Raw genomic sequence first — 23,345 nt, forward strand, 5'->3', positions numbered from 1 at the left:
GGTGCCCAGTGTCTGATCGTTCGCTCGTATTGCTGTCCCGCAGCATCTTTACCGGCCTTTCTGATGAACCGATCGACGGATATGTCTCGATTCGCGGTAATCGCATCGAATCCGTGGGTGCCTCTGATCGGGCTGCCGAATATATTAAGCATGCGGACGAGGTTCGCGACCTTGGCTCCAGAACCGTCATGGCAGGCCTTGTCGACGTGCACACGTTCTTTACCGGCTGGGTGCTTCGTCGCATCGGCGCCGATCTTATCGATGTGGCCTCGGCAGATGATGTTCTCACCGCGATGTCGAATTGGAAGGAGGAGCGGCCCCAGGCCCCTATGGCGTTGGGCATGAACCTTCCAGACGCTCTCATGGGTGACGACCTGGTCGATATGCTGGACGAGAAGTTCTCATCCACGCCTGCCGTCGCCTTTACTGCCGGCGCGGAGACCTGCGTGCTCAACTCTGCCGCTTCCGAGCGCTACGGGTTCACGCCCGAAGCCTGCTATGCCGAGATGATTTGGCGTCTTATGCGCGACTACCTGCCCCTTCGGGAGGTTCGTGATGCATATGGCGACTATATGGCCATGCTCAACTCCCGTGGCGTCACCGCCATCAAGGAGATGTGCTTCGACGATTATTACGGGTTTGCGGACGAGATGTATCGCCGCGAGCAGGAAGGCGAGCTCACGGTTCGAGTCGACATGATGAGCCAGCCCGTCGGGCGCGGAGCCGATCTTGATTACGCCTGCTCGGCGCGCAATCGCTTCCAAGGAGACTTCGTCAGGTTCTCCGGCTTCAATCGCATGACCGATCGCGGCGTGTGGTGCGGCCTGGCCGAGATGATCGATCCCTACGAGGAGGGGGCCGATGCGGGCGCCGGCGGAAAGACCGTGGTCGAGGAGCCCGAATGGGACCTCATTTCTCGCGAGCTGTCTAAGATCGATGCCCAAGGATTCCGTTACTCCCTTCATTGTCAGGGGGATGGGGCCGTTCGCAAGACAATCGACCTGTATGAGCGCCTGCCGCGCGACGAGTCGGGAAGGCTCGCTCGCAGGCATTCGATTACGGACCTTGAGAACTCCGATCCGATCGATCTGGCGCGCATGGGCGCCATCGGCGGAATCTGTGAGGTCTACCCCCAGATCCTCACCCTTGATAAGCGCGAGGATTGCCTTTCGACCATGCGCCGCCAGATAGGAGAGAAGAGGCTTTCCCGCAGCTGGAACCGTCGCGCCATGGTGGATAGTGGATGCGTGCTGTGCTGCGGCACCGACCTCCCCCTTCTTATCCCGCATCTGGGAGATTCGATCTACAGCGCCTGCGGAGGGTATTTCGCCGACGGATTGGACGTCAACCCGCAAAATACCGTCAGCGTTGCCGAGCTGCTGCGGGCATGGACTGCCGGGGGTTCCTACGATCTGGTTCGCGAGGACGATTTCGGTACGCTCGAGGCGGGCAAGCTCGCGGACATCTGCGTTCTCGACCGCGATGTGTTTGCGGTAGACCCCAAAGATGCCCGAGACATCCGGGTCTCGCTCACGCTGAGCGATGGCCGGGTCGTGTACGAAGATTGCTAGGAGAGGAGATGCCTAACATGGATTTAAACGCTTCTGTGCCCCGTCTGCATCGCGAGCAGGTCGCCGGCATGAACATTCACTACATCATGTGGTCGCTCGATTACTTCCTTGATGTCCAGCAGCGCCTTGGCTTCAAAACCATCGAGCTGTGGGCGGCAGAGCCGCATGTGACGCTGGACCACACGGGGTATTTCGAGGCCGACGAGCTCCGCCACAAGATCGAGTCCCGCGGCCTCTCCGTGAGCTCCCTGTGCCCGGAGAACGTGGTGTATCCGTGGCAGTACGCTGCTAGAAAGCCCCTCCACGCGCAGCGGAGCCTTGCGTACTTCAAGCACGGCATCGAGCTCGCCGAGGTGCTCGGCGCCCCGTATATGTCCATCAACTCCGGTTGGGGCGACTGGGACGAGGACCGCGAGGAGGCTTGGAAGCGCTCTGCCGAGCACTTGGCGATTCTTGCGGACTATGCCGGCGAGCACGGCGTGACTCTCTGCATGGAGAGTTTGCGGCCGGAAGAGAGCAACTTGGTGGTTACGCTCGCAGACGCTAGGCGCATGCTCGACCAGGTAGCCAGCCCGCACCTTACCCCAATGGTGGACACTACCGCTATGGGAGTCGCCGGCGAGAGCCTTGAAGAGTGGTTTGCCGAGTTTGGCGACGGTGCCATAAAGAACATGCACTTCATTGATGGCGACCCATACGGCCATCTGGTTTGGGGCGATGGAAAGCACAGCATGGACGATTTCGTACGCGTCCTCAACGCGCATGGGTTCGAGGGCTATCTTGGCCAGGAGATCACCGATGGAAAGTATTTCGATGATCCTGCCGCCGCGGACCGGCGCAACATGGACGCCTTCGAGAAGTATTTTGTCGATTAGCGCGTAGCTCCCCATTCGCGCGGGGCGATCAACACGCGCGACGTGAAGACTTGTAGTAAACGCTGGCGGACTCGTCCGCCGTATCGAAAGGAAGAACAACAATGAACGCACATGATCTCATCGCCGACGCAATCGCTAAAAAGGGCCGTTTCGATAGCGTCTTTTGGGTCGCCTGCGGCGGTTCCCTCATCGACCTGCTGCCTGCTCACGAGCTGCTGAAGCGCGAGGCGACCACGTTTACCAGCGAGGCGTATACCGCCCGCGAGTTCGATATCATGCGCCCCAAGCGCTTGGGCGAAAAGTCCCTTGTTATCGCTTGCAGCCATTCCGGCAACACGCGCGAGGTAATCGACGCGTGCACGATTGCCAAGGCGGCGGGCGCAACCGTTATCGCCCAGACCGACAACGCCGGCTCCGGCATCGATAACGGCGAGTGGACCTGCTGGGTGTATCCGTGGGGCGAGGGAGTTCCGCAGGCGGAGGTGCCCGCCGGCATCTCCCTGGCTCTTGCTGCCGAGGTCTTGGACCAGCAGGAGGGCTATGCCGACCTTGCGGACATGTACGAAGGCATCGCCAAGATGGATCAGATCCTGCCCGCAGCTCGCCAGAAGGTCAACGCCGAGCTTTGCGACCGCTTCGCCGCCCTGTGCCAGGACCACAAGTTCCTGTATATCTTGGGATCCGGTCCCGTGTTTAGCCAGACCTATGGCTTCGCTATCTGCTCGCTTATGGAGATGCAGTGGCAGAGCTGCGCCTATATCCACTCCGGTGAGTACTTCCACGGCCCCTTCGAGGTGACCGAGCCCGGAGTCTTCTACTTCCTGCAGATGTCCTCCAGCGAGTGCCGGGCTATGGACGAGCGCGCCCTCGCGTTCCTCGAGACCCATACCGACACCCTCATGGTGCTCGATGCCATGGAGTACGGCATGGACCAGATTCCGGCAAGCGTCCGCGCGTTCCTCGATCCAATCCTGTTCTACGCGATGAACTGCGAGCTGCGCTCCGCTCGCGGCAAGGTGTTCGACCATCATCCTGACGTCCGTCGCTACATGGGCATCGAGAAGTACTAACGGCTTTTAAAGCGGGGTGCCGGGCACGTTGAGCCGCGCGAATCCCTCGCACCCCTGCTGCTCGCCGTAACCGCGGCGATATACCCGAATGGAGTTAACCATGGCAGCCTATCCTATAAGCGTGCTCGGCTTTGGAGACAATGTCGTCGATAAGTACGAGCACATCAAGACCATGTACCCCGGCGGCAATGCGGTGAACTTCGCCGTCTTCGCCAAGAAGCTCGGCGTCGACCGCAGCGCTTACATGGGAATCTTCGGATCCGATCAGGAAGCAGAGCACGTTATCGCGTCGCTTGAGGACGAGGGCATCGAGCTTCTTCGCTGCCAGCAGGCCCTGGGCGTCAACGGCGCTGCTCGCGTGACCGTTGACGAAACCGGGGACCGCATCTTCCTCGGTTCCAATGAAGGCGGTATACGTGGCGACATGCGCTATGTGATAGACCGCTTCGCCGCCGAATACGTCAGCGGCTTCGACCTGGTGCACAGCGGCAACTACTGCTTCACCGAGCGCGAGCTTCCCAAGATCAAGGCTGCCGGCGTGCCGATCAGCTTCGACTTCTCCGATGACTCCACCGACGAGTACTTCGAGCAGATTGCGCCATTTGTGACGTACGCCTTTATGTCCATGGGCGACGCTTCCCTGGAGGATATCAAGACGAAGCTCGAGTGGGTGAAGGCGCTTGGCCCCCAAATCGTATGCGCGTCGCGCGGGAGCAAGGGCTCCGTCGCCTATGATGGCGAAAACTTCTACGAGCAGGGCATCAAGCCCGTGGCGCCCGAGGACCTCAAGGACGCTATGGCGGCCGGCGATTCGCTGCTGACGGCGTTTTTGGTCACCTATCTTTCCAAGAAGAAGGCCGGCGAGTGCGGCGAGGCCGCGATTCGCGAGAGCTTGGACTTCGCTGCCGGTTTTGCGGCGGAGACCTGCAAGATCGAGGGCAGCTGGGGCCACCCGCTGGTCTACGAGAACTAGGCTGTTTGTCGTGGCGGGGTGTCTTGGAGGCGCCCCGCCTTGCGTTAGGAGTCAAAATGACCGTTCGTGCCTGCGCAGTAGGGTTTTGCTGCGCCGATGTCTACCAGAACCTGGATGTCTTCTATCCCACGGGCAACGGAGTCGATTGGGGCGTGCACCTCTCGAGGATGGGCGTACCCGTCTCGGTCGTTTCCGTGGTGGGCGAGGATCGCTACGGCGAGAAGATGCGCGAGGCGCTCGCCGCAGAAGGGATAGATATCTCCCACCTGCGAGTCGAGCAGGGCGATACCAGCGTGATGCTCATGGCGCTCAAAAACGGAACCGACCGCGTGCATCTGGAGGCGATCGACGGGGTGATGGAGAATTACTTCCTTACAGATGAGGACGAGGCTTTCGTGCTCGAGCACGACATCATCCATACCGATTTGTTCGGTAATTGCCTCGATCGCCTTCCAGAATGGCATGCCGCGGGCAAAACGGTGGTAATGGACTTTTCCGTGTTCAGCCAAGATCCCGAGTATCGCTGCGAAGAACTGTTTCCGTTTGTTGACTACGCCTTTATGTCGTTTGAGGAGGATACGCCGGAGCTTTGCGCGTGGCTGGAAAAAGTCCAGGGCTACGGACCGCGTGTAGCCGTCGCGACCCTTGGCGAACGAGGAAGCGTCGCGTTCGATGGCGAGCGGTTCCATGAGTGCGGCATTGTCGAAGCTGCAGAAGTTGTCAACACGGTCGGGGCGGGGGATTCCTATATCGCCGGGTTCACCCACGGACTGATACTCGGTGGCGGCGTTGATGAGTGCATGAGCGAGGGCGCGGAGCTCTCATCGCGCGTCATCGGTCGCTTCGAGCCCTACTAGGAGGCGTTTGCGATGTTAATCGACATGCATGTCCACCCCATGCTGTACAAGGAGATCTATACGCCGGGCGATGCGCCGGATGGGTTCTCGTTTTGGGAGCGAGAATTTGGCATGGGGCACATGGGCCCTATGGAATGGGATGAGATCGAGGTCGAGCTCGACGTCTGCAGCGTGGACAAGAGCGTGCTCATGCCCTTGGATGTCACCAGCGCCCTGGGAGGCCATTTTGGGACGAATGAGCAGATCTCTTCGCTGGTCGCCGCGCATCCCGACAGGCTCTGGGGATTTGCGAGCGTGGATCCCGCGCTTGACGACGCGCCGGAATCCCTGGAACGCGCCTTTAAGGATTTGGGGGCAAAGGGTTTATTCCTGCATCCCGCGAAACAGGGATTTGACCCCAACGACCCTCGTGCCCAGCGGCTCTATCGTATCTGCGAAGATTACAACATGCCCGTCATGTTCGATGCCGGATTGTCGTGGGAGCCTTCCGCTCCGCTTTCCGCCTGTCATCCGCTTGCTTTCGAACGCGTGATCATGACGCATCCCCATGTGAGGTTTTGCCTCGCCCATTTCGCATGGCCATGGGTTCGCGAAATGGTGGCCATGATGCTCAAATATCCCAACTGCTACACCGAGACCTCGATCACGTATCTGGATTCACCCGAAGAGATGATGATGCGCCTGTTCACTCAGGACATGGGTCCGCTGTGGTACGAGAGGAGCCTGTCGCACCAGGTGATGTTCGCGAGCAACACGCCCCGGTTCCGTGCGTTCAAATTGAAGCGCGCCCTTGATGCCGTGCCCATGCGCGAGGACGCGCGCGAGAGACTATATGGCGGCACGGCGCTTCGATTCCTGGAAGGCGGAGACTTGTGATGGTTACGCTTGAGACCCTATCGTATCTGAGCGATAAGCCCGAACAGTTTATAGATATCACCAGCGATGTGCATGCCGCGATCGAGCGAAGTGGCGTCACCAACGGCTTGGCGGCGATCATCTTGTCGCACACCACCTGCGGAATCGTGGTGAATGAGGGCCTTCCCTGCGTCGAGACCGACCTTGCGGAAACCCTCGATCGCATCGCGCCCCTGGACATGCCCTACGCCCACGCCCACTTCCTTCCCAGCTACGGGGCGACGGGCAATAATTCCTGTGGTCATATCAAGAGCATGATCACCGGCAACAGCTGCTTATTTCCCGTCCAAGACGGAAGGGTGGTCTGCGGCGGCGCGCAGAATATCTACCTTGTCGAGTTCGATGGGCCTCAGCGTAGGAAGATCTACGTTGAGGTCTTGGGAGAGTAGACGGATTCGGGACCGGCGGCATTTAAAATCCCGCCGGTCCCGTTGTGCATGGAACGACGTTTAGATGGGAGTTGCCATGTCATTTTTGACCGAGTTGTTTGGTACCGAGAAGCCCATTATCGGGTTGCTGCACCTCAAACCGTTGCCCGGAGACCCCTTGTACTATCCAGGTGGAACCATTGCTTCGGTTGCGGAGGCCGCCAAGCGCGATCTCGATGCGCTGCAAGAAGGCGGGGTCGACGGCATCTTGATCACCAACGAGTTCAGCATGCCGTATCAAAAGCGCGTGTCGGCCGTGACGCTTGCCGCGATGGGGCGCGTTATCGGCTCGCTGTCCGATCATATTTCGCTGCCCTGGGGCGCGGAGGCGATTTACGACGGGGACGCAACAATCGAGTTGTGCGCGGCAGTTGACGCGCAGTTTACGCGCTGCATGTTCACCGGTGCATGGGCGGGCGACCTCGGCGTCATCGATCGCGATTTCGCCCATACCATGCGGCTCAAAAGCGCCTTGCGCCTAGATGACCTCAAGCTCTTCCATTTTGTCACCAGCGAGGGAGAGGTGTATCTCAACGACCGCACCACGGCCCAGATCGCCGATTCCATCATGTTTAACTGCATGCCTGATGCCCTAGTTGTGGGAGGGGAGGCGCCCGGACGCGGCCCCTCCTCGGAGCTGGTCGGTTCCGTACGCGATGCCGCTTCCGAGGTTCCCGTGGTGTGCGGCACCGGTTGCAGGGCCGAGACGGTGGCAGATGTACTCTCGCACTGCGACGGCGCCTTTGTGGGAACGTGTCTCAAACGCGATGGTGTATTCTCCGCACCTATCGATGCCGACCGCGTCGCCTCCTTTATGGCGGCTGCGCGTGCGGCTCGCGGCGAATAGGGGGCCGGGCGATGACGTATTATTTGGGCATCGATATCGGTACGGGCGAATCGAAGGGTGTGCTCATAGATTCCGACTGCAACGTGGTGTGCTCCGTCGCGTGCTCGCACGAGACCCGCAATCCCCGTCCCGGTTGGTTCGAACATGATGCTGAGCAGGTCTGGTGGGGGGATTTCTGCAAGCTCTCCCATGAGATCATCGCACGTATGGGTATCGAGCCCTCATCTATCGGCTGCGTGGGATTCTCGGCGCTGGGGTGCGATTGCGTATCGGTGGATGGCGAGGGCCGCGCGCTCGCGCCGGCAATTCTCTATGGAGTCGATGCGCGGAGCCAGCCCCAGATCGAAAAGATTCTTTCGGCGTATGGCGAAGAGCGGGCGAGGGAGATGATGGGACACGATCCCTGCTCGTCCGACATAGCCCCTAAAGTGATGTGGTTCTATGACAACATGCCCGAGATTGCCACCGCCGCCGCTAAGTTTCTGACGGCATCGTCCTATCTCTGCGCGAAGCTGACCGGACGATTCTGCATCGATCGATATCTTGCGGAGGACTTCCTGCCCTTGTATAACCGGGAGACCTGGGAAGTGGATGATGAGGGCTGTAAGGGGTTTTGCCGTCCCGATCAGATGGCGGAGGTCATGAGCGCCACGGATATCGCGGGCGCGGTGACGCCACAGGCCGCCGCCGAGACAGGGCTCGCCGCCGGGACGCCGGTGCTGGTCGGAACCGGGGATTCCGGCGCCGAGGCGATCTCAACGGGTGTGGCGGTGCCCGGAGACCTGATGGTTCAGATGGGAAGCAGCTGTTATTTCATCTATATCAGCGATCGCATGGTGGAAGATGCCAGGCTGTGGCCCGGGACCTTTATCATTCCCGGTACGTATGGAATCTGCGCGGGAACGAATACCGCGGGCACGCTGACCAAGTGGATTAGGGACGAGTTCTACCGAGATGCGCTGGCCGATGAGCTTTCTGGGGGACCGAACGCATTCGAGGTCATGGCGCGCGAGGCGTCCGAGGTTCCGCCTGGAGCGGATGGTCTGATCTGCCTGCCCTACTTTGCGGGTGAGCGCACCCCCTTGAACGATCCCTTGGCGCGCGGCGTATTGTTTGGACTCACGGTCGGGCATACTCGCGGGCATGTGGCACGCGCGGCGTTGGAGGGTATCGCTTTCACCGTGGCGGCGCATGTGGATATCTTGGAACGGGAGCACGGCCTTGCCATCAAACGTCTTATGGCGGTGGGCGGCGGTACCAAGAATCCCGTATGGCTGCAAGCGATCGCGGACGCATGCGGTAAAGAGGTTCGTACCGCGCGCGTGACGATGGGTGCATGTTTTGGGGACGCGCTGATGGCGGCGCTGGCTGACGGCGCGTGCGCGGACTGGGACGAGCTTGTCGAGCGTGTCGGTGCGGGCGGGGTGGTGGCACCCGATCCGGCTGTCCATGCGCTTTATCGGGAGCGCCGAAAGGTGTTCGATATGCTGTACCAAAGGAACAGCGACCTTATGCACGAGCTTGGAGCGAGCGTCGGATGATGGCGGAGAGCGCAAACGGGGCGTCGCGGCACGGTGAGCGGGGGTCCCGAGAGATGGAAGAGGGCGCGATGAGCGTGAGAACGGTATTGTGTTTTGGTGACAGCAACACCTATGGATACGATCCCGAGGGCGTTGCGAGCGGGACGAGGTTTCGTTATCCGTTCGATGTGCGATGGCCGGGCGTGCTGCAGGGGTTGCTGGGACCGGAGTGGCTGATTGTCGAAGAGGGCCTATGCGGCCGGACCACGGTTCATCGCGACCCGTTCGAGGGCGGTTTGTGCGGTTTGGACGATATATCGGTTGCGCTTGCCAGCGCGCAGCCCATCGATTGCGTGGTTTTGATGCTGGGGACTAACGACATGAAGACCTGCTTCAATCTATCCGCAAACGATATCGCTCGCGGCATCGAGTCGCTTGTGCTCGCTGTCAAACGTTTCCCTTGGGCGGTGGGGTGCCCCTCGCCCAAGGTCTTGATCGTCTCCCCGCCGCATGTTGGCAAAGGTGTGGATAAGGTGGTCCTTTCGTCGTTTGGCGATCATTCGGTTCGGGTCTCGCATGAGGTGGCGCGGTCCTATCGCGTGATTGCGGAAGAGCAGACGTGCGCGTTCCTGGATGCCGCCGGCGTCTGCGATCCAAGCCCCGTCGACCATATCCACTTGACTCCCGAGGGCCATGAGGCGCTTGCCCATGCTGTCAAGGGCACTCTGGAAGAGCTATTTCGTCCATAGATGGATGCCGCGCTTGGGGCGGGCGCGCTCGACCGTTTCGATATGCGGGGTCTGATTATTTTTAAGTAATGGAGACTTTGCTGATGCCGCCCCGGCCCTCGTCTGTAAACTCTTCCGCTGGGCGAGTTTTACGTGCCATGCACCGATGAACTAAAGTAACAGCTTGAAATTGGTGCTATATTCGGCTTGAGTTGTTTAATGCTAGTACGGGAGGCTGATATGGGGCTGTTCAAGAAGAAAAACCCGCAGGACGCCTTTGATCCCGATGTGTTTACCATCACGGATACTATTTTGGACCCGCCGCGGTTTACGTTTTTGCCGGCCATCTACCAGGATGCCACGCGTCGCAAGTGGGCCGTGCATCAGCGCGGTGCGCAGCCGAAGATCTTTGACTATGCGGACGTTTTGCAGTGCGAAGTGGCCGAGGCGGGCGATCCGGAGGCCGAGGAAGTGGTCTCAAAACAGGAATTTGCCCAGCGTATCCTGGCAAATCCTGCCAAGGCGGCGAAAATAAACGCTGCCAAGCGTAATATGTGTCTTGGTATGGGCGTTGTTGTGGCGGTTCAGACGGGAAAAGACGAGGTTTCCAAATTAGAGATTCCCGTTATGACCGACGAAGTCAAACGCGATTCAAGTCTATATAAGTCGTATCGGAATGTTGCCGAGAAGATCAAGGCCGAATTTGATGCCATGGGAGGGCTGGTCTAATTTTGGCGGCATACGTTTCTGAATGAGGAGTCTGTGCAATGGCAGGCGAATCTTATGCAATTCCCCCCAAAGATCGTGCTGTTGAGGGAATTCTTTGGTATATCCAGCACCACCAGCTTGCCGGCGGCGATCGCCTGCCGGCCGAGCGCGTGCTGTGCGAAGAGATCGGCGTTTCGCGTACAGCGTTGCGCGCCGGTATCACGCGGCTCATCTCTTGTGGAACGCTCGAGAGCCGTCGCGGATCGGGTACGTATGTGTGTCCTCCCAAGCCGCTGAACATCTTCCAGGAAACGTATAACTTCTCCGATGCTGTGCGGACTGCCGGCCTGCACCCCTCTTCTCGTCTGGTTTCCACCGGGACCATCGAGGCGGATGAGGCGCTTGCCGACAAGCTTGGGGTGTCTGTAGGCGCTCCTTTGCTCCGCATGCAGCGCGTTCGACTTATTGAGGGCGAGCCGGCGTCAATCGAGACGGCTCACGTTAACCTGTCCCTGTGCCCATCGCTTACCGAGCACGATTTTGAGTGCGAGAGCCTTTACGATGTCTTGCTCAAAGAAGGTGGCGTGCGTGTTGAGCATGGACGTGAGCATATCTCCATCTCGCGTTTGAACGTCGAGGAGGCCGAGCTGCTCCAGCAAGAAGAGGGAACGCCGGTGTTCTATGAGAGCTCGATCGAATTTGATAAGGACATGCGTTTTGTGGAGCATTGCAAATCGGTGATTTTGCCCACAAAGTTCCGCTTTGCCGATAACGGCGAAAAGAACGGAATGAGAAGCGTGGCAGGTGAACAATGGCTGAAACAGTAGATGCCACCCCGGTTTATATGCGCATTCGACGCCGCATCGAGGAACGTATCGAGCGCGGTATATATCCCACGGGTTCCATGATTCCGTCCGAAAAAGACCTCGCCGAGGAATTTGGTACGACACGCTTGACCATCCGAAGCGCTGTCGATGAGCTGGTTCGGCGCGGGCAGATTCGACGCGTCCGCGGAAAGGGCGCGTTTGTGGCGCAGAAAGTACCCGTTGCCTACGAGCGAACAGGAGGCTTTCGCGAGTCGGTTCGTGCTTCGGGCGGCGAGCCGTCCGTCCGTATCCTCGCGCGTTCCAAGCGTTATGCGGGCCCATATTATGCCAACCTGTTTGGCATTGCCGAGGACGATTTGTTGTATTCGATTCGGCGTTTGAACTGCGTCAACGGCGATCCCGTATCGATTGAGATGGCGTTCATCCCGTGCCGGCTGTTTCCCACAATCGAAGATATTGACGTGTCGGTCTTCAGCTTGTACGAGACCTATGAGATGCTAGGCCGAAAGCCGGTCATGGCTCAGGAGAAGCTCGATATCGAGGCGGTGGGCGCACGCGACGCGGGCTTGCTTGGCTTGGAACAAGGGGATCTTGTTTTGCTTTTGGAATGCGTGAGCTATGACGCGAGCGGTCAGGCTATCGAGTATGTAAAGTCCTTCAATCGTGGCGATGCGGGCGGCTACACCTATACGTACTAGCTGGGGCTTTGCATCGCGCGCGGTAACAGCCGGTCTGTTTGGGCAATTTGACCGACTGTATATACAACCTTACATGGCTCAAAATCGACCGTTCGCCGAAGGGGATTAATTAATCGACAAAGAGGTATCAAAAAGCCGTAACCTGTAACTGTGATTGGTATCAAATACTAATGATTTGTTACGAGGTGAGACGATGAAGATGCTCGATTACGTTCAGCTTGCCCATGTGCGTATGGGAGAGAACCTCGAGCGTTCGTCTGAGCTGGTAGCGCAGCTCGTTGATATTTTCCAGTCCGGTTCTTTTGACGCGCTGCGCATCGTTGCTTCGGGTTCGTCGCGCCATGCTGCGGATTGCGCCCGCGATTACCTGCAAGATGCGCTGCAGATGCAGGTGTCCGTTGTGACGCCCGAGGCCTTCGTCGATTTTGAACACACCTATCCACAGCATGCGCTCAACATCGCCGTCTCGCAGAGCGGCTATTCAACCAATACGATTGCGGCGCTCGATTACATGTGCGCACACGATATGGCTGCAGTTGCGCTCACGGCAAACGTCGAGGCACCCATCAAGGAGCACACTGACATCGTTCTTGACTACGGTGTGGGCGTCGAGTCGGTGGACTTTGTGACTCTGGGCGTTGAGGTTCTCGTTGAGTACCTGGTGCTCTTTGGTATTTACGGCGGTCAGGCGCGCGGAACGATTGACGCCAGGGGCGTTGCCCAGCGTCTTGACGACCTGCGCGAGGCTATCCATGCCAATGCCGTGATGTGCAAGACCGCCGAGGCATATGTCCAAGACCACATGCTCGATCTTTCTGAGCACACGCCCGCCATGGTCGTCGGCAACGGACCCAACTACGGTGTTGCCGAGGAGGCGGCGCTCAAGCTGAGCGAGACCATCAAGATTCCTGCCATGCACCACGAAGGCGAGGAGTTCGTCCACGGTCCCGAGATGCAGATTGTTCCGGGCTATCTGGTGTTTATCGTCGACGATCCGCAGGGGTCGGAGCGTCTTGCGAATATCGCCGATGCGCTATCGAACGTTACGGCAAAAACGGTGCTGCTCACGGCCCATCCCAAGGGTAAGGCTCACGAGGTTGTGGTGCCTCAGGTGGCTCCGCTGCTCAGCGCAATTCCCAATCTTGTGTTCTTCCAGACGATTGCGGCCATGATCGCCGAGCGTCTGAAGTCATGGGACGTGCACCCGTATCTCGATGCCGTCTCCAAGCAAATGGAGGTCAAGGCAGAGGGCTACGAAGAGTCAGTCAATGCGCTTAAGGCCAAAGCGGCTGAGTGTTACGGAATGTAAGCGGGTTTTGATGCCCGTTGGCATGGGGGATGTGAAGACAACCCCAGAAAGGAGAGACAAATGAAGGAAACCGAGAAGATCGAGATCATGCATTTCGACCAGGAGGGCTACCTCGAGGACGGCAAGGCGCTCTACGAGACCGGCAAGAAGATGACCGCGCTCGCCGACAAGGTCGCCGACGAGGGCTACGACGCCGTGTTCCTGATGGGCGTCGGCGGCACCTGGGACGAGCTCATGCAGCTCGAGTACCTCATGAACAAGTTCGGCGACCGCGACCTCGAGGTCTACCTGATCCACGCCGCCGAGTGGAACGTCTCCGGCCACAAGCGCATGACCGAGAAGTCCGTCGTGCTCACCGCCTCCGAGTCCGGCACCACCCCCGAGGTCCTCGAGGCCGTCAAGAAGATGAAGGACATGGGCGTGCGCGTCTACGCCATGACCAAGCCCGAGGGCCCCATCGGCCAGGCCGTCGGCGCCGAGAACTGCGTCGCCATGGCTTCCGACCATGGTTCGGGCGGCTGCGAGAAGGGCTACTACCTCGCCGACTGCTTCGGCCTGCGCCTGCTCAACCGCCGCGGCTGCTTCCCCAAGTTCGACCTGTTCATCGAGCAGACCAAGGACATCTGGAAGGACATGCTCGACATCCGCAAGCGCTTCGAGCCGCGCGCCGAGGAGCTCGCCAAGAAGTACGCCCTGGCCCCCTACACCATGTTCATCGGCTCCGGCGCCCTGTGGGGCGAGACCATCCTCTTCTCGATGTGCATCCTCGAGGAGATGCAGTGGAAGCGCACCCGCTACATCACCTCGGCCGACTTCTTCCACGGCACCCTCGAGCTCGTGGAGCCCGGCGTCCCGGTCTTCCTGTTCATGGGCGAGGACGAGAACCGCAAGCTCGACGAGCGCGTCCGCGCCTTCCTGACCCGCGGCGTGACCGGCGACACCGACGTCAACGTCATCGACACCGCCGAGTTCGCGATCCCCGGCCTTGACGACGAGTTCCGCGTCATCGTGTCCCCGTGGATTCTGACGGTGCTCGTTACCGACCGCCTGGCTCGCTACTACGAGACGGTCACCAAGCACAACCTCAAGTATCGTCGCTACTATCACCAGTTCGACTACTAAAGAAAACGGGTGCGGGAACGCGCCGGGCTATTGAGAGGAACACAGAATGAGACAGTACATCATCGCCAGCCATGCGCACTTCGCTACCGGCATCAAGGAGAGCATCGAGCTACTCTCGGGCGCTCGCGACAACGTCCACGATCTTTCGATGTTCGTCGATGACCGCATGGACGTGGCCGAGGAGGCCCAAAAACTGCTGGCAGGCATGGCTGCCGACGATGATGTCGTCGTGTGCACCGACCTCTTTGGCGGCAGCGTCAACAACGAGTTCACCAAGATCGTCCAGACGCGCCCCCGCACGTACCTCGTTACCAACATGAACCTTCCTCTGCTCATTCAGCTGCTGTTCTCTGACGAGTCGGTGCCGGTTGAAGAGACGATTCGCACCATCGTCGCTGCGGACGATACGCGCGTGAAGTTTGTCAACGATCTTTTGGTCGATGACGACGAGGAAGAAGAGTTCTAATCCGCAGCACCTACTGACACGCCGTAAGACGGCACAAGACCTTTGGGGGGTCACATTATGATTCAGCTACTTCGCGTCGACCATCGCCTGCTTCATGGCCAGGTCGCAGTTTCCTGGGTTCAGGGCCTCGGCTCCAACTGCATCTTCTGCGTGGGCGATAAGGTCGCTAACGACCCGGTGTGGAAGACGACGCTCAAGATGGGCAAGCCTGCCGGCTGCAAGCTCGTCATCAAGGATATGGCGAATGCCATCGAGGCCATTAACTCGGGTGTGACTGACAAATACAAGATGATTATCTGCGTCGCCACCATCGCTGAGGCAAAGCAGCTTGTTGAGGGCTGCCCGCAGATCAAGTCGGTCAACCTGGGCAACACCAAGCCCAAGGACGAGAAGCGCCCCGATGCTCGTCAGGTCTCTCGTCAGATCTTCCTGACTGCGGCCGAGGAAGCCGATGTGCGCGAGATGCTGAGCCGCGGCGTCGAGGTCGAGATTCGTCCTCTGGCCGACGACCCCAAGGTCGACTGCGCAAGCGTGCTCTAGGCGTTTAATTTCGAAGAGCCTGCGGGTTCTTCGTAGTGTCCTATTAGGAAAGGGGGATGTATGCTTACCCAAGCAATCCTCATCGGACTTATCGCCGCGTTTGGTAAGTTCGACTACCAGCTCGGTACGCTCTATGCGTTCCGCCCCATCGTCCTGTGCCCGCTCGTGGGCCTGGTGCTGGGGGACCTGCAGTCCGGCCTCGCGATCGGTGCGAGCCTGGAGCTGCTGTTCATGGGCTCAATCTCCATCGGTGCCTACGTGCCGCCCGATGAGACGATCGGCGGCGTGCTCGCCTGTGCCTTCGCTATCCAGCTGGGCCAGAGCACCGAGGCAGCCATCGCGCTCGCTATGCCCATCGCCACGCTGTGCCTTGCCATCAAGAACATCCTCAACGCCGCCCTGCCGATTTTGGTTGACCGCGCCGATGTTTTCTCTGCCCGGGGCAACCTTAAGGGCGTCTATGCGATGCACTTCCTGATCGGTTCCACCGGTATCATCATGGCGTTCCTGTTGTGCTCGCTGTCGTTCTATCTGGGTGCTGACGCTATCCAGGGCGTGCTCGACTTTATCCCCGACTTTGTCCTTGCTGGCTTTGGCGTTGCCGCCAACATCCTGCCTGCCATGGGCTTCGCCATGCTCGGCCGCCTGGTGCTCACCAAGCAGCTCGTGCCCTTCTACTTCCTGGGCTTTCTGCTGTGCTCCTACGCCAACGTGCCCGTCCTGGGCGTCGCCCTGATCGCCATCATCATCGGCATCGACAAGTTCGACCTGCTCGGCCTGGGCGGAGCCCAGCCCCAGCTCTCCGCGGAAGGGGATGAGGACGATGACTTCTAGTCCCGAGAACAAGATCACGCGCTCCGACCTCATCAAGAGCGCCGTCAACACCGGCGCCCTGGGCATGGAGTTCTCCTGGACCTACTACAAGCAGATGAACATCGCCTTCTGCCTGATGGTCGCCAACATGCTCAAGAAGATCTACGCCGGCCGCCCCGACGACTACGCCGAGGCCCTGCACCGCCACTGCGCGTTCTTCAACATCACCGTCCAGTTCGCCCCGTTCGTCGGCGGCATCGCGATGGCCATGGAGGAGAAGGTCGCCCGCGGCGAGATCGAGCCCGAGAGCGTCAACGACGTCAAGGCCGCCCTCATGGGCCCGCTGTCGGGCATCGGCGACTCCATCTTCCTGTCGACGCTGCGCGTGGTCGCCGCCGCGGTGGGCATCAGCCTGTGCCAGGCCGGCAACCCCTTCGGCCCCATCGCCTTCCTGCTCATCTACAACGTCCCCGGCTTCGCGCTGCGCATCTGGGGCGCCGTCAAGGGCTACGAGCTGGGCGTGGGCTTCCTGGACGAGGCCCAGAGGACCGGCCTCATGCAGAAGATCATGACCTGCGTGGGAATCGTGGGCGTCATGGTCGTGGGCGCCATGTGCAAGGACATGTTCTGGGCCAGCATCCCGGTGGCCATCGGCTCGGGCGAGGACGCCCAGACCCTCCAGGACATCCTGGACGGCATCATGCCCGGCATGCTCGGCATGCTCGCCTTCTGGCTGTACTACTGGCTGCTGTCCAAGAAGATCAACCCCATGGTGCTGATCGTGGCCACCATGGCCGTGGGCATCGTCGGCGCGTTCTTCGGCGTGCTGGCGTAGGTTCCTGCGTTCTATTCTGCCCCCAAGGGAAACGGCGACCCATTGCGGTCGCCGTTTTTTATTACCGAAAGCTAGCTGGAGGTGCTTCGTGATTCGATCTGACAATCCACCCGATAATGGCGTGAGCGGGGCGATGTATCTATTTGGCACGGCGCTCTTGTGGAGTTTTATCGGCATCCTCGTTCGCGCCAATTCGCAGTCAGCTCTTTTGATAGGTGCCGTTACGGCAATATTTATGGCGCTCTTTATCCTGCTCGTCGGCAGGCCCGTCTTTCGCGTCAGCCGTCTTATTGTCCTTGTGGCCGTCTGCAACTTCGTGACGGGCACCACGTTTAACTTTGCCAACCAGCTCACGACGGTCGGCAACGCGATCGTTCTGCAGTACACCTCGATGATTTTCGTTATCGTGTATCAATCGCTCGCAACTCGCACGTTGCCCTCGCCTGCGAAGATTGCCTCCGTGGTGGTTGCTTTTACGGGTATGGGACTTTTCTTTTTAGGTGATTTGAGTGCCGAGGGCATGCTCGGAAATCTGCTTGCCGTCATTTCGGGCGCCACCTTTGGGCTGTGTTTCTTTTTAAACTCTCGCCCCGATGCGTCGCCTATGGTGTCCTCGCTCATCTCCTGCGGCATCTCGATACTTCCGATCGTCTATTTTGCCGGCGACCTAGGCTCCGTGAAACCCTTTGAGTGGGGGCTTATGCTGGTGCATGGCCTTTTTTGCAGCGGCCTTGCGAGTGTGCTGTATGCCAAGGGGATTGCGCGCACCAACGCGTTTGCGGCCAACTTGGTTTGCATGAGTGAGGTCGTGCTCGCTCCCTGCTGGTCGGCGCTCCTCTTTGGCGAGGTCTTTCGCTGGAACGAGTTTTTGGGCGCAGCGATTATCGTTTTGGTGATTATGGCCAACTTGGCATCCGATGCCTTTGGCGATGGCTTTCTGGTGACGCTTGTCCTCCATCGAAACAAAGAGCGCGCCTGACGGGATACGTCTGCCGTTTACGGTAAAAAACACTCCGCTGAGCGAGTGGTATTAAATAGTAAGAACCTGCATACCTATAATTGGTATCAAATCATTTGTGCCTGGCATGGGTGTTAGCAGCACACCAGGTACGCTTCGAGCCGTGGAATCGAACTCCCGGAATTGATATCAACAACGCGCGCGACGGGAGTGACGACGGTTCGAGATTCCTTATTGGGAGGAATTATGCTTGTCCAAGCAATACTCGTCGGCTTAGTCGGAGCGTTTGGATGCCTCGACTACCAGCTCGGCACCCTCTACGCGTTCCGCCCCATCGTCCTGTGCCCGCTCGTGGGCCTGGTGCTGGGGGACCTGCAGACTGGCCTTGCCGTTGGCGCCAGCCTGGAGTTGCTGTTCATGGGCTCGATCTCCATCGGCGCCTACGTGCCGCCTAACGAAACCGTCGGCGGCGTGCTCGCCTGCGCGTTTGCCATTCAGCTCGGTCAGGGTACCGAGACGGCCATCGCGCTCGCCATGCCCATCGCCGTCCTTGCACTGACGATCGGCAACATTACCAATGCCTTGTTCCCTGTGTTTGTCGATATGGCAGACAAGTTCGCCCTCAAGGGAAACCTCAAAGGCATCTACGCCGTTCATTGGGGAATTGGAATCTGGGGCTGCGTCGAGTACTTCCTGCTGTGCGGCGGCGCCTTCTATTTGGGTTCCGACGCCATCCAGGGCCTGCTCGACTTCATCCCGCCCTTCATCATCGACGGTTGCGGCGTTGCCGCCAACATCCTGCCTGCCATGGGCTTCGCCATGCTCGGCCGCCTGGTGCTCACCAAGCAGCTCGTGCCCTTCTACTTCCTGGGCTTTCTGCTGTGCTCCTACGCCAACGTGCCCGTCCTGGGCGTCGCCCTGATCGCCATCATCATCGGCATCGACAAGTTCGACCTGCTCGGCCTGGGCGGAGCCCAGCCCCAGCTCTCCGCGGAAGGGGATGAGGACGATGACTTCTAGTCCCGAGAACAAGATCACGCGCTCCGACCTCATCAAGAGCGCCGTCAACACCGGCGCCCTGGGCATGGAGTTCTCCTGGACCTACTACAAGCAGATGAACATCGCCTTCTGCCTGATGGTCGCCAACATGCTCAAGAAGATCTACGCCGGCCGCCCCGACGACTACGCCGAGGCCCTGCACCGCCACTGCGCGTTCTTCAACATCACCGTCCAGTTCGCCCCGTTCGTCGGCGGCATCGCGATGGCCATGGAGGAGAAGGTCGCCCGCGGCGAGATCGAGCCCGAGAGCGTCAACGACGTCAAGGCCGCCCTCATGGGCCCGCTGTCGGGCATCGGCGACTCCATCTTCCTGTCGACGCTGCGCGTGGTCGCCGCCGCGGTGGGCATCAGCCTGTGCCAGGCCGGCAACCCCTTCGGCCCCATCGCCTTCCTGCTCATCTACAACGTCCCCGGCTTCGCGCTGCGCATCTGGGGCGCCGTCAAGGGCTACGAGCTGGGCGTGGGCTTCCTGGACGAGGCCCAGAGGACCGGCCTCATGCAGAAGATCATGACCTGCGTGGGAATCGTGGGCGTCATGGTCGTGGGCGCCATGTGCAAGGACATGTTCTGGGCCAGCATCCCGGTGGCCATCGGCTCGGGCGAGGACGCCCAGACCCTCCAGGACATCCTGGACGGCATCATGCCCGGCATGCTCGGCATGCTCGCCTTCTGGCTGTACTACTGGCTGCTGTCCAAGAAGATCAACCCCATGGTGCTGATCGTGGCCACCATGGCCGTGGGCATCGTCGGCGCGTTCTTCGGCGTGCTGGCGTAAGGGCCCAGCTGCATAGATTTTCGTTGCAACCTGGAAAGGGGATGGAGCAGGCCTATGCCCTCCATCCCTTTTTTATGTAAAAGGAGTTCGTATGTTCGCGAAGGATCGCGAAGCAATGCGCCTGAAGCCGGCGGAGGTCAGGCTGATTCTTATTGAGTCCCTGCAGTGGTGCGCCAACAACGCGGTCTACTTTTTGGGGCTTATCGGTGCGGCCACGTATGATCTGGCTGGCACGGCCTTTTTGGTTGCCGCCATTACGCTCGCGCGCAATCTTATGACGTCGGTGGGCAATATGGTGTCGGGTTCGGTCATCGACCGCTTTGGACCGCGCCGGACGTCGTTTGTGACGTGCGTGATTACGGCAGTGCTATCGCTTGGCGTGGGGTTGGCGCCGTTGTCTGTCCCCGGGCTTGTGTTTGCCGCGTGCGTCTTGGGACTTGCGGGCGGCTTTATCAACACCTGCACGCATGCGTTTCCGGGATACCTGGAGTCGACCACCGAGGGCCGTACCCGCGTGAACGGCCTCATGGTGTTCTACAGCAATATCGCCTATACCGCTGGCCCGCTGCTCGGTGGTGCCATCGTGAGCTGTTTTGCCACGCAATCGGTCTATCTGCTTATGGCGGGCATGATGGGTGTGGCGGCCGTGCTTTCCTTGGGCTGTCACGAGTGTGTTGCTCCCGCAAAAGGGGAGAAGCCGAAGGGCGGTATTCTGGGCGGCATGGCCGAGGGCGCGCGACTTACGTTTCGCGACCACGATCTGCGTCTCATCTTTATCTCGGGCTTTTTGGGTTTCTTTGCGTTTGGCGCGTTCGATTCGCTGGAGTCGTTGTTCTACCGCGATGTGCTCAACGTGGATATCGTCTGGCTGGGCTGGCTGTCCTCGGTCGTGGGCCTCACTTCCTCGGTGGGCGCGTTCATCCTGACCAAGCTTTCTGCTCGCCATGTCAACCTGCGATTGTTGCTCGGCGCGCTCATGGCCGTGGGCATTGGGTCCATGGTGTACGTGGGCACCGATATGCTGGGGGTCGCGATTATCGGTCAAGCGATTAACGGTCTGGCCTGGGGATTCCTGGAACCGCTGCAGATGATCTTGATTCAGGAGCGCGCCGACATCAAATACCTGGGGCGCATTACCGGCTTTGTGCGTTTTGGCCTGATGAGCGCCGGCGTGCTGCCGCTGCTGGCGGCTCCGTTTTTGGCGGAGGCTTTGGGCGTCCAGACGGTACTGTTTGGAGCATCGACCATTATTGCGCTGGTAGGAACGCTGTTCTTTGTCACACAAGGGAGGCGCCAGAGGCGTTAGCTATACATTCAATTCTAATTTAATACCACTCACCAGAGAATTTCGACCGTTCACCGATGATTGGAACAGATTGATAAGTGGTATTAAAAACACGTTAGGTGTATGTCTATAATTGGTATCGAAAATAAACGCGATGTATAGAGTTGCGTGCAGGACAGAAAGGAAAAGCCATGAAGGAAACCGAGAAGATCGAGATCATGCATTTCGACCAGGAGGGCTACCTCGAGGACGGCAAGGCGCTCTACGAGACCGGCAAGAAGATGACCGCGCTCGCCGACAAGGTCGCCGACGAGGGCTACGACGCCGTGTTCCTGATGGGCGTCGGCGGCACCTGGGACGAGCTCATGCAGCTCGAGTACCTCATGAACAAGTTCGGCGACCGCGACCTCGAGGTCTACCTGATCCACGCCGCCGAGTGGAACGTCATGGGCCACAAGCGCATGACCGAGAAGTCCGTCGTGCTCACCGCCTCCGAGTCCGGAACCACCCCCGAGGTCCTCGAGGCCGTCAAGAAGATGAAGGGCATGGGCGTGCGCGTCTACGCCATGACCAAGCCCGAGGGCCCCATCGGCCAGGCTGTGGGTGCCGAGAACTGCGTCAAGATGGCTTCCGATCATGGTAACGGCGGCTGCGAGATGGGCTACTACCTCGCCGACTGCTTCGGCCTGCGCCTGCTCAACCGCCGCGGCTGCTTCCCCAAGTTCGACCTGTTCATCGAGCAGACCAAGGACATCTGGAAGGACATGCTCGATATCCGCAAGCGCTTCGAGCCGCGCGCCGAGGAGCTCGCCAAGAAGTACGCCCTGGCCCCCTACACCATGTTCATCGGCTCCGGCGCCCTGTGGGGCGAGACCATCCTCTTCTCGATGTGCATCCTCGAGGAGATGCAGTGGAAGCGCACCCGCTACATCACCTCGGCCGACTTCTTCCACGGCACCCTCGAGCTCGTGGAGCCCGGCGTCCCGGTCTTCCTGTTCATGGGCGAGGACGAGAACCGCAAGCTCGACGAGCGCGTCCGCGCCTTCCTGACCCGCGGCGTGACCGGCGACACCGACATCAACGTCATCGACACCGCCGAGTTCGCGATCCCCGGCCTTGACGACGAGTTCCGCGTCATCGTGTCTCCGTGGATCCTCTCCTCGCTGATCACCGATCGCCTTGCCGCTTACTACGAGACGGTCACCAAGCACAACCTCAACTACCGTCGCTACTATCACCAGTTCGACTACTAAGAGCAAATAACGTTTGTGTAATTGGGCCTCGCTCCTATATGGAACGGGGCCTCGCTTAGGTTGGAGAGTAATTATGAGCTATCCCCAGCTTGCCGCCATGAATATCAGCCATCGTTATTTTGACCTTGAGGAGTTCTTTTCTTCGGCAGCGGCCTCGGGCTACACGTGTTGCGAGCTTTGGACCGGGGCGATGCATCTGTATGTCGATTGCCATGGATACGATTCGCTCGAGCAGGTGCGGGAGCTATCACAGCGGTATGGGGTTCGGATTGTGGGGCTTTGTCCCGAACAGAACAACCCCAAGCCGTGGAATATCGCGGCGCGCGGGAATGAGGCGCGCGCCCGCACGCTCGCGTACTTTAAGAACGTTGTGGATATCGCGACGGAACTTGGAGCCGAGCAGGTCATGGTCTCGAGCGGCTGGGCATTTTTGAACGAGCCGATCGAGGACGCGTGGGGTCGCAGCGCCTCGATGCTGCGTGCGATTGGCGAGCATGCGGGAGAGCGCGGCGTGCGACTGGTGCTCGAGGCCCTACAGCCGGTTGAGTCGATGATCGTGAACTCGGCGGCCGACACGAAGCGCATGATCGAGGCAGTTGATCATCCGGCACTTAAGGCGTGTCTGGATTTGGGCGCTATGGCGGTGGCAGGGGATACCATCGACGATTATTTCGATCTGCTTGGCGATGATGTCGCCCACGTGCATTTTGTCGATGTTGCGGCAGACGGCACGACGCATCTTGCCTGGGGTGACGGCGACCGCGATATGCGCGCCGACCTGGATAGGCTGGTGGCGCGCGGCTATCGCGGAGTTGTTTCGGCCGAGACCTATGACTGGCGCTATTTTGCCGACCCCGCAGCTGCCGATGCGCAGGTAATGGCAGAGTATCGTCGTGCGATTGGCGCCTAAGTG

At 59.6% G+C, this 23,345-nt stretch carries 25 protein-coding genes; all 25 read left to right on the plus strand.

The genetic code is table 11. From position 1 onward, the window contains the following. Nucleotides 1–8: 8 nt before the first annotated feature. Nucleotides 9–1,571 carry an amidohydrolase gene (locus tag ACTQX9_RS00160; protein WP_441540168.1) on the plus strand — a complete coding sequence of 521 codons (1,563 nt, stop codon included), beginning with the start codon at nucleotides 9–11 and terminating at the stop codon, nucleotides 1,569–1,571. Nucleotides 1,572–1,588: 17 nt separating this feature from the next. Continuing rightward, nucleotides 1,589–2,446, plus strand: a complete 858-nt coding sequence (locus tag ACTQX9_RS00165; protein WP_441540169.1) for a sugar phosphate isomerase/epimerase family protein — start codon at nucleotides 1,589–1,591, stop codon at nucleotides 2,444–2,446. 101 nt (nucleotides 2,447–2,547) lie between these two features. Further along, a complete protein-coding gene (locus ACTQX9_RS00170) occupies nucleotides 2,548–3,516 on the plus strand; it encodes an SIS domain-containing protein (RefSeq protein WP_441540170.1) in 969 nt (322 codons plus the stop codon). A 100-nt stretch (nucleotides 3,517–3,616) separates the two neighbouring features. Continuing rightward, complete coding sequence (locus tag ACTQX9_RS00175) at nucleotides 3,617–4,489, plus strand: PfkB family carbohydrate kinase (protein WP_441540171.1); 873 nt, start codon at nucleotides 3,617–3,619, stop codon at nucleotides 4,487–4,489. 56 nt (nucleotides 4,490–4,545) lie between these two features. After that, nucleotides 4,546–5,346 (plus strand): fructoselysine 6-kinase, encoded by an 801-nt coding sequence (gene frlD, locus ACTQX9_RS00180; RefSeq protein ID WP_441540172.1) that lies wholly within the window; start codon nucleotides 4,546–4,548, stop codon nucleotides 5,344–5,346. Between the two features lie 12 nt (nucleotides 5,347–5,358). Further along, nucleotides 5,359–6,222, plus strand: a complete 864-nt coding sequence (locus ACTQX9_RS00185) for an amidohydrolase family protein (RefSeq protein ID WP_441540173.1) — start codon at nucleotides 5,359–5,361, stop codon at nucleotides 6,220–6,222. Beyond that, nucleotides 6,222–6,650 carry a secondary thiamine-phosphate synthase enzyme YjbQ gene (locus ACTQX9_RS00190; RefSeq protein ID WP_441540305.1) on the plus strand — a complete coding sequence of 143 codons (429 nt, stop codon included), beginning with the start codon at nucleotides 6,222–6,224 and terminating at the stop codon, nucleotides 6,648–6,650. The genes ACTQX9_RS00185 and ACTQX9_RS00190 overlap by 1 nt, the downstream gene beginning before the upstream one ends. Nucleotides 6,651–6,726: 76 nt before the next feature. Then, entirely contained in the window at nucleotides 6,727–7,536 is an 810-nt protein-coding gene (locus tag ACTQX9_RS00195; RefSeq protein WP_441540174.1) for a BtpA/SgcQ family protein, read from the plus strand. Nucleotides 7,537–7,547: 11 nt separating this feature from the next. Then, the gene (locus tag ACTQX9_RS00200) at nucleotides 7,548–9,077 is read left to right on the plus strand and encodes an FGGY-family carbohydrate kinase (RefSeq protein WP_441540175.1); all 1,530 of its coding nucleotides are present in this window, start codon (nucleotides 7,548–7,550) and stop codon (nucleotides 9,075–9,077) included. A gap of 68 nt (nucleotides 9,078–9,145) precedes the next feature. Then, nucleotides 9,146–9,805, plus strand: a complete 660-nt coding sequence (locus ACTQX9_RS00205; protein ID WP_441540176.1) for an SGNH/GDSL hydrolase family protein — start codon at nucleotides 9,146–9,148, stop codon at nucleotides 9,803–9,805. 219 nt (nucleotides 9,806–10,024) lie between these two features. Next, nucleotides 10,025–10,513 (plus strand): hypothetical protein, encoded by a 489-nt coding sequence (locus ACTQX9_RS00210; RefSeq protein WP_441540177.1) that lies wholly within the window; start codon nucleotides 10,025–10,027, stop codon nucleotides 10,511–10,513. 38 nt (nucleotides 10,514–10,551) lie between these two features. Further along, complete coding sequence (locus tag ACTQX9_RS00215) at nucleotides 10,552–11,319, plus strand: GntR family transcriptional regulator (protein WP_441055349.1); 768 nt, start codon at nucleotides 10,552–10,554, stop codon at nucleotides 11,317–11,319. After that, nucleotides 11,304–12,017 carry a GntR family transcriptional regulator gene (locus tag ACTQX9_RS00220; protein ID WP_427719867.1) on the plus strand — a complete coding sequence of 238 codons (714 nt, stop codon included), beginning with the start codon at nucleotides 11,304–11,306 and terminating at the stop codon, nucleotides 12,015–12,017. Before ACTQX9_RS00215 ends, ACTQX9_RS00220 begins: the two co-directional genes overlap by 16 nt. Before the next feature lie 193 nt (nucleotides 12,018–12,210). After that, nucleotides 12,211–13,326: an SIS domain-containing protein gene (locus ACTQX9_RS00225; protein WP_441540178.1), complete on the plus strand. Its 1,116-nt coding sequence runs from the start codon at nucleotides 12,211–12,213 to the stop codon at nucleotides 13,324–13,326. A 60-nt stretch (nucleotides 13,327–13,386) separates the two neighbouring features. After that, nucleotides 13,387–14,448, plus strand: coding sequence for an SIS domain-containing protein (locus ACTQX9_RS00230; RefSeq protein WP_441540179.1), 1,062 nt, complete (start codon nucleotides 13,387–13,389; stop codon nucleotides 14,446–14,448). 46 nt (nucleotides 14,449–14,494) lie between these two features. Next, complete coding sequence (locus tag ACTQX9_RS00235; RefSeq protein WP_427719849.1) at nucleotides 14,495–14,914, plus strand: PTS sugar transporter subunit IIA; 420 nt, start codon at nucleotides 14,495–14,497, stop codon at nucleotides 14,912–14,914. A 57-nt stretch (nucleotides 14,915–14,971) separates the two neighbouring features. After that, a complete protein-coding gene (locus tag ACTQX9_RS00240) occupies nucleotides 14,972–15,454 on the plus strand; it encodes a PTS sugar transporter subunit IIB (protein ID WP_427719850.1) in 483 nt (160 codons plus the stop codon). Nucleotides 15,455–15,514: 60 nt separating this feature from the next. Beyond that, nucleotides 15,515–16,288: a PTS mannose/fructose/sorbose/N-acetylgalactosamine transporter subunit IIC gene (locus ACTQX9_RS00245; RefSeq protein WP_427794525.1), complete on the plus strand. Its 774-nt coding sequence runs from the start codon at nucleotides 15,515–15,517 to the stop codon at nucleotides 16,286–16,288. Continuing rightward, the gene (locus tag ACTQX9_RS00250) at nucleotides 16,269–17,102 is read left to right on the plus strand and encodes a PTS system mannose/fructose/sorbose family transporter subunit IID (RefSeq protein WP_427719852.1); all 834 of its coding nucleotides are present in this window, start codon (nucleotides 16,269–16,271) and stop codon (nucleotides 17,100–17,102) included. The genes ACTQX9_RS00245 and ACTQX9_RS00250 overlap by 20 nt, the downstream gene beginning before the upstream one ends. Nucleotides 17,103–17,190: 88 nt before the next feature. Further along, on the plus strand, nucleotides 17,191–18,081 hold the full coding sequence (locus ACTQX9_RS00255; RefSeq protein WP_427719853.1) for a DMT family transporter: 891 nt from the start codon (nucleotides 17,191–17,193) through the stop codon (nucleotides 18,079–18,081). 225 nt (nucleotides 18,082–18,306) lie between these two features. Then, nucleotides 18,307–19,080, plus strand: a complete 774-nt coding sequence (locus tag ACTQX9_RS00260) for a PTS mannose/fructose/sorbose/N-acetylgalactosamine transporter subunit IIC (RefSeq protein WP_035137735.1) — start codon at nucleotides 18,307–18,309, stop codon at nucleotides 19,078–19,080. Beyond that, entirely contained in the window at nucleotides 19,061–19,894 is an 834-nt protein-coding gene (locus ACTQX9_RS00265; RefSeq protein ID WP_427719852.1) for a PTS system mannose/fructose/sorbose family transporter subunit IID, read from the plus strand. The genes ACTQX9_RS00260 and ACTQX9_RS00265 overlap by 20 nt, the downstream gene beginning before the upstream one ends. Before the next feature lie 91 nt (nucleotides 19,895–19,985). After that, nucleotides 19,986–21,200, plus strand: a complete 1,215-nt coding sequence (locus ACTQX9_RS00270; RefSeq protein WP_441540180.1) for an MFS transporter — start codon at nucleotides 19,986–19,988, stop codon at nucleotides 21,198–21,200. Between the two features lie 170 nt (nucleotides 21,201–21,370). Continuing rightward, the gene (locus tag ACTQX9_RS00275) at nucleotides 21,371–22,432 is read left to right on the plus strand and encodes an SIS domain-containing protein (protein WP_441540181.1); all 1,062 of its coding nucleotides are present in this window, start codon (nucleotides 21,371–21,373) and stop codon (nucleotides 22,430–22,432) included. Between the two features lie 73 nt (nucleotides 22,433–22,505). Further along, nucleotides 22,506–23,342, plus strand: coding sequence for a sugar phosphate isomerase/epimerase family protein (locus ACTQX9_RS00280; protein WP_441062947.1), 837 nt, complete (start codon nucleotides 22,506–22,508; stop codon nucleotides 23,340–23,342). Nucleotides 23,343–23,345 lie beyond the last annotated feature (3 nt).

Source organism: Collinsella sp. LCP19S3_F2, from assembly GCF_052121015.1.
In the GTDB taxonomy this organism is placed as follows: Bacteria; Actinomycetota; Coriobacteriia; order Coriobacteriales; family Coriobacteriaceae; genus Collinsella.

Excerpts from the sequence above, each read along its gene's own strand:
- ACTQX9_RS00275 (WP_441540181.1), top strand. The coding sequence starts at position 21,371 with ATGAAGGAAACCGAGAAGATCGAGATCATGCATTTCGACCAGGAGGGC.
- ACTQX9_RS00210 (WP_441540177.1), top strand. The coding sequence starts at position 10,025 with ATGGGGCTGTTCAAGAAGAAAAACCCGCAGGACGCCTTTGATCCCGAT.
- ACTQX9_RS00170 (WP_441540170.1), top strand. The coding sequence starts at position 2,548 with ATGAACGCACATGATCTCATCGCCGACGCAATCGCTAAAAAGGGCCGT.
- ACTQX9_RS00215 (WP_441055349.1), top strand. The coding sequence starts at position 10,552 with ATGGCAGGCGAATCTTATGCAATTCCCCCCAAAGATCGTGCTGTTGAG.
- ACTQX9_RS00230 (WP_441540179.1), top strand. The coding sequence starts at position 13,387 with ATGAAGGAAACCGAGAAGATCGAGATCATGCATTTCGACCAGGAGGGC.
- ACTQX9_RS00185 (WP_441540173.1), top strand. The coding sequence starts at position 5,359 with ATGTTAATCGACATGCATGTCCACCCCATGCTGTACAAGGAGATCTAT.
- ACTQX9_RS00165 (WP_441540169.1), top strand. The coding sequence starts at position 1,589 with ATGGATTTAAACGCTTCTGTGCCCCGTCTGCATCGCGAGCAGGTCGCC.
- ACTQX9_RS00195 (WP_441540174.1), top strand. The coding sequence starts at position 6,727 with ATGTCATTTTTGACCGAGTTGTTTGGTACCGAGAAGCCCATTATCGGG.
- ACTQX9_RS00250 (WP_427719852.1), top strand. The coding sequence starts at position 16,269 with ATGAGGACGATGACTTCTAGTCCCGAGAACAAGATCACGCGCTCCGAC.
- ACTQX9_RS00225 (WP_441540178.1), top strand. The coding sequence starts at position 12,211 with ATGAAGATGCTCGATTACGTTCAGCTTGCCCATGTGCGTATGGGAGAG.
- ACTQX9_RS00200 (WP_441540175.1), top strand. The coding sequence starts at position 7,548 with ATGACGTATTATTTGGGCATCGATATCGGTACGGGCGAATCGAAGGGT.
- ACTQX9_RS00190 (WP_441540305.1), top strand. The coding sequence starts at position 6,222 with ATGGTTACGCTTGAGACCCTATCGTATCTGAGCGATAAGCCCGAACAG.
- ACTQX9_RS00280 (WP_441062947.1), top strand. The coding sequence starts at position 22,506 with ATGAGCTATCCCCAGCTTGCCGCCATGAATATCAGCCATCGTTATTTT.
- ACTQX9_RS00205 (WP_441540176.1), top strand. The coding sequence starts at position 9,146 with ATGAGCGTGAGAACGGTATTGTGTTTTGGTGACAGCAACACCTATGGA.
- ACTQX9_RS00270 (WP_441540180.1), top strand. The coding sequence starts at position 19,986 with ATGTTCGCGAAGGATCGCGAAGCAATGCGCCTGAAGCCGGCGGAGGTC.
- ACTQX9_RS00260 (WP_035137735.1), top strand. The coding sequence starts at position 18,307 with ATGCTTGTCCAAGCAATACTCGTCGGCTTAGTCGGAGCGTTTGGATGC.
- ACTQX9_RS00220 (WP_427719867.1), top strand. The coding sequence starts at position 11,304 with ATGGCTGAAACAGTAGATGCCACCCCGGTTTATATGCGCATTCGACGC.
- ACTQX9_RS00240 (WP_427719850.1), top strand. The coding sequence starts at position 14,972 with ATGATTCAGCTACTTCGCGTCGACCATCGCCTGCTTCATGGCCAGGTC.
- ACTQX9_RS00175 (WP_441540171.1), top strand. The coding sequence starts at position 3,617 with ATGGCAGCCTATCCTATAAGCGTGCTCGGCTTTGGAGACAATGTCGTC.
- ACTQX9_RS00265 (WP_427719852.1), top strand. The coding sequence starts at position 19,061 with ATGAGGACGATGACTTCTAGTCCCGAGAACAAGATCACGCGCTCCGAC.
- ACTQX9_RS00245 (WP_427794525.1), top strand. The coding sequence starts at position 15,515 with ATGCTTACCCAAGCAATCCTCATCGGACTTATCGCCGCGTTTGGTAAG.
- ACTQX9_RS00235 (WP_427719849.1), top strand. The coding sequence starts at position 14,495 with ATGAGACAGTACATCATCGCCAGCCATGCGCACTTCGCTACCGGCATC.
- frlD (WP_441540172.1), top strand. The coding sequence starts at position 4,546 with ATGACCGTTCGTGCCTGCGCAGTAGGGTTTTGCTGCGCCGATGTCTAC.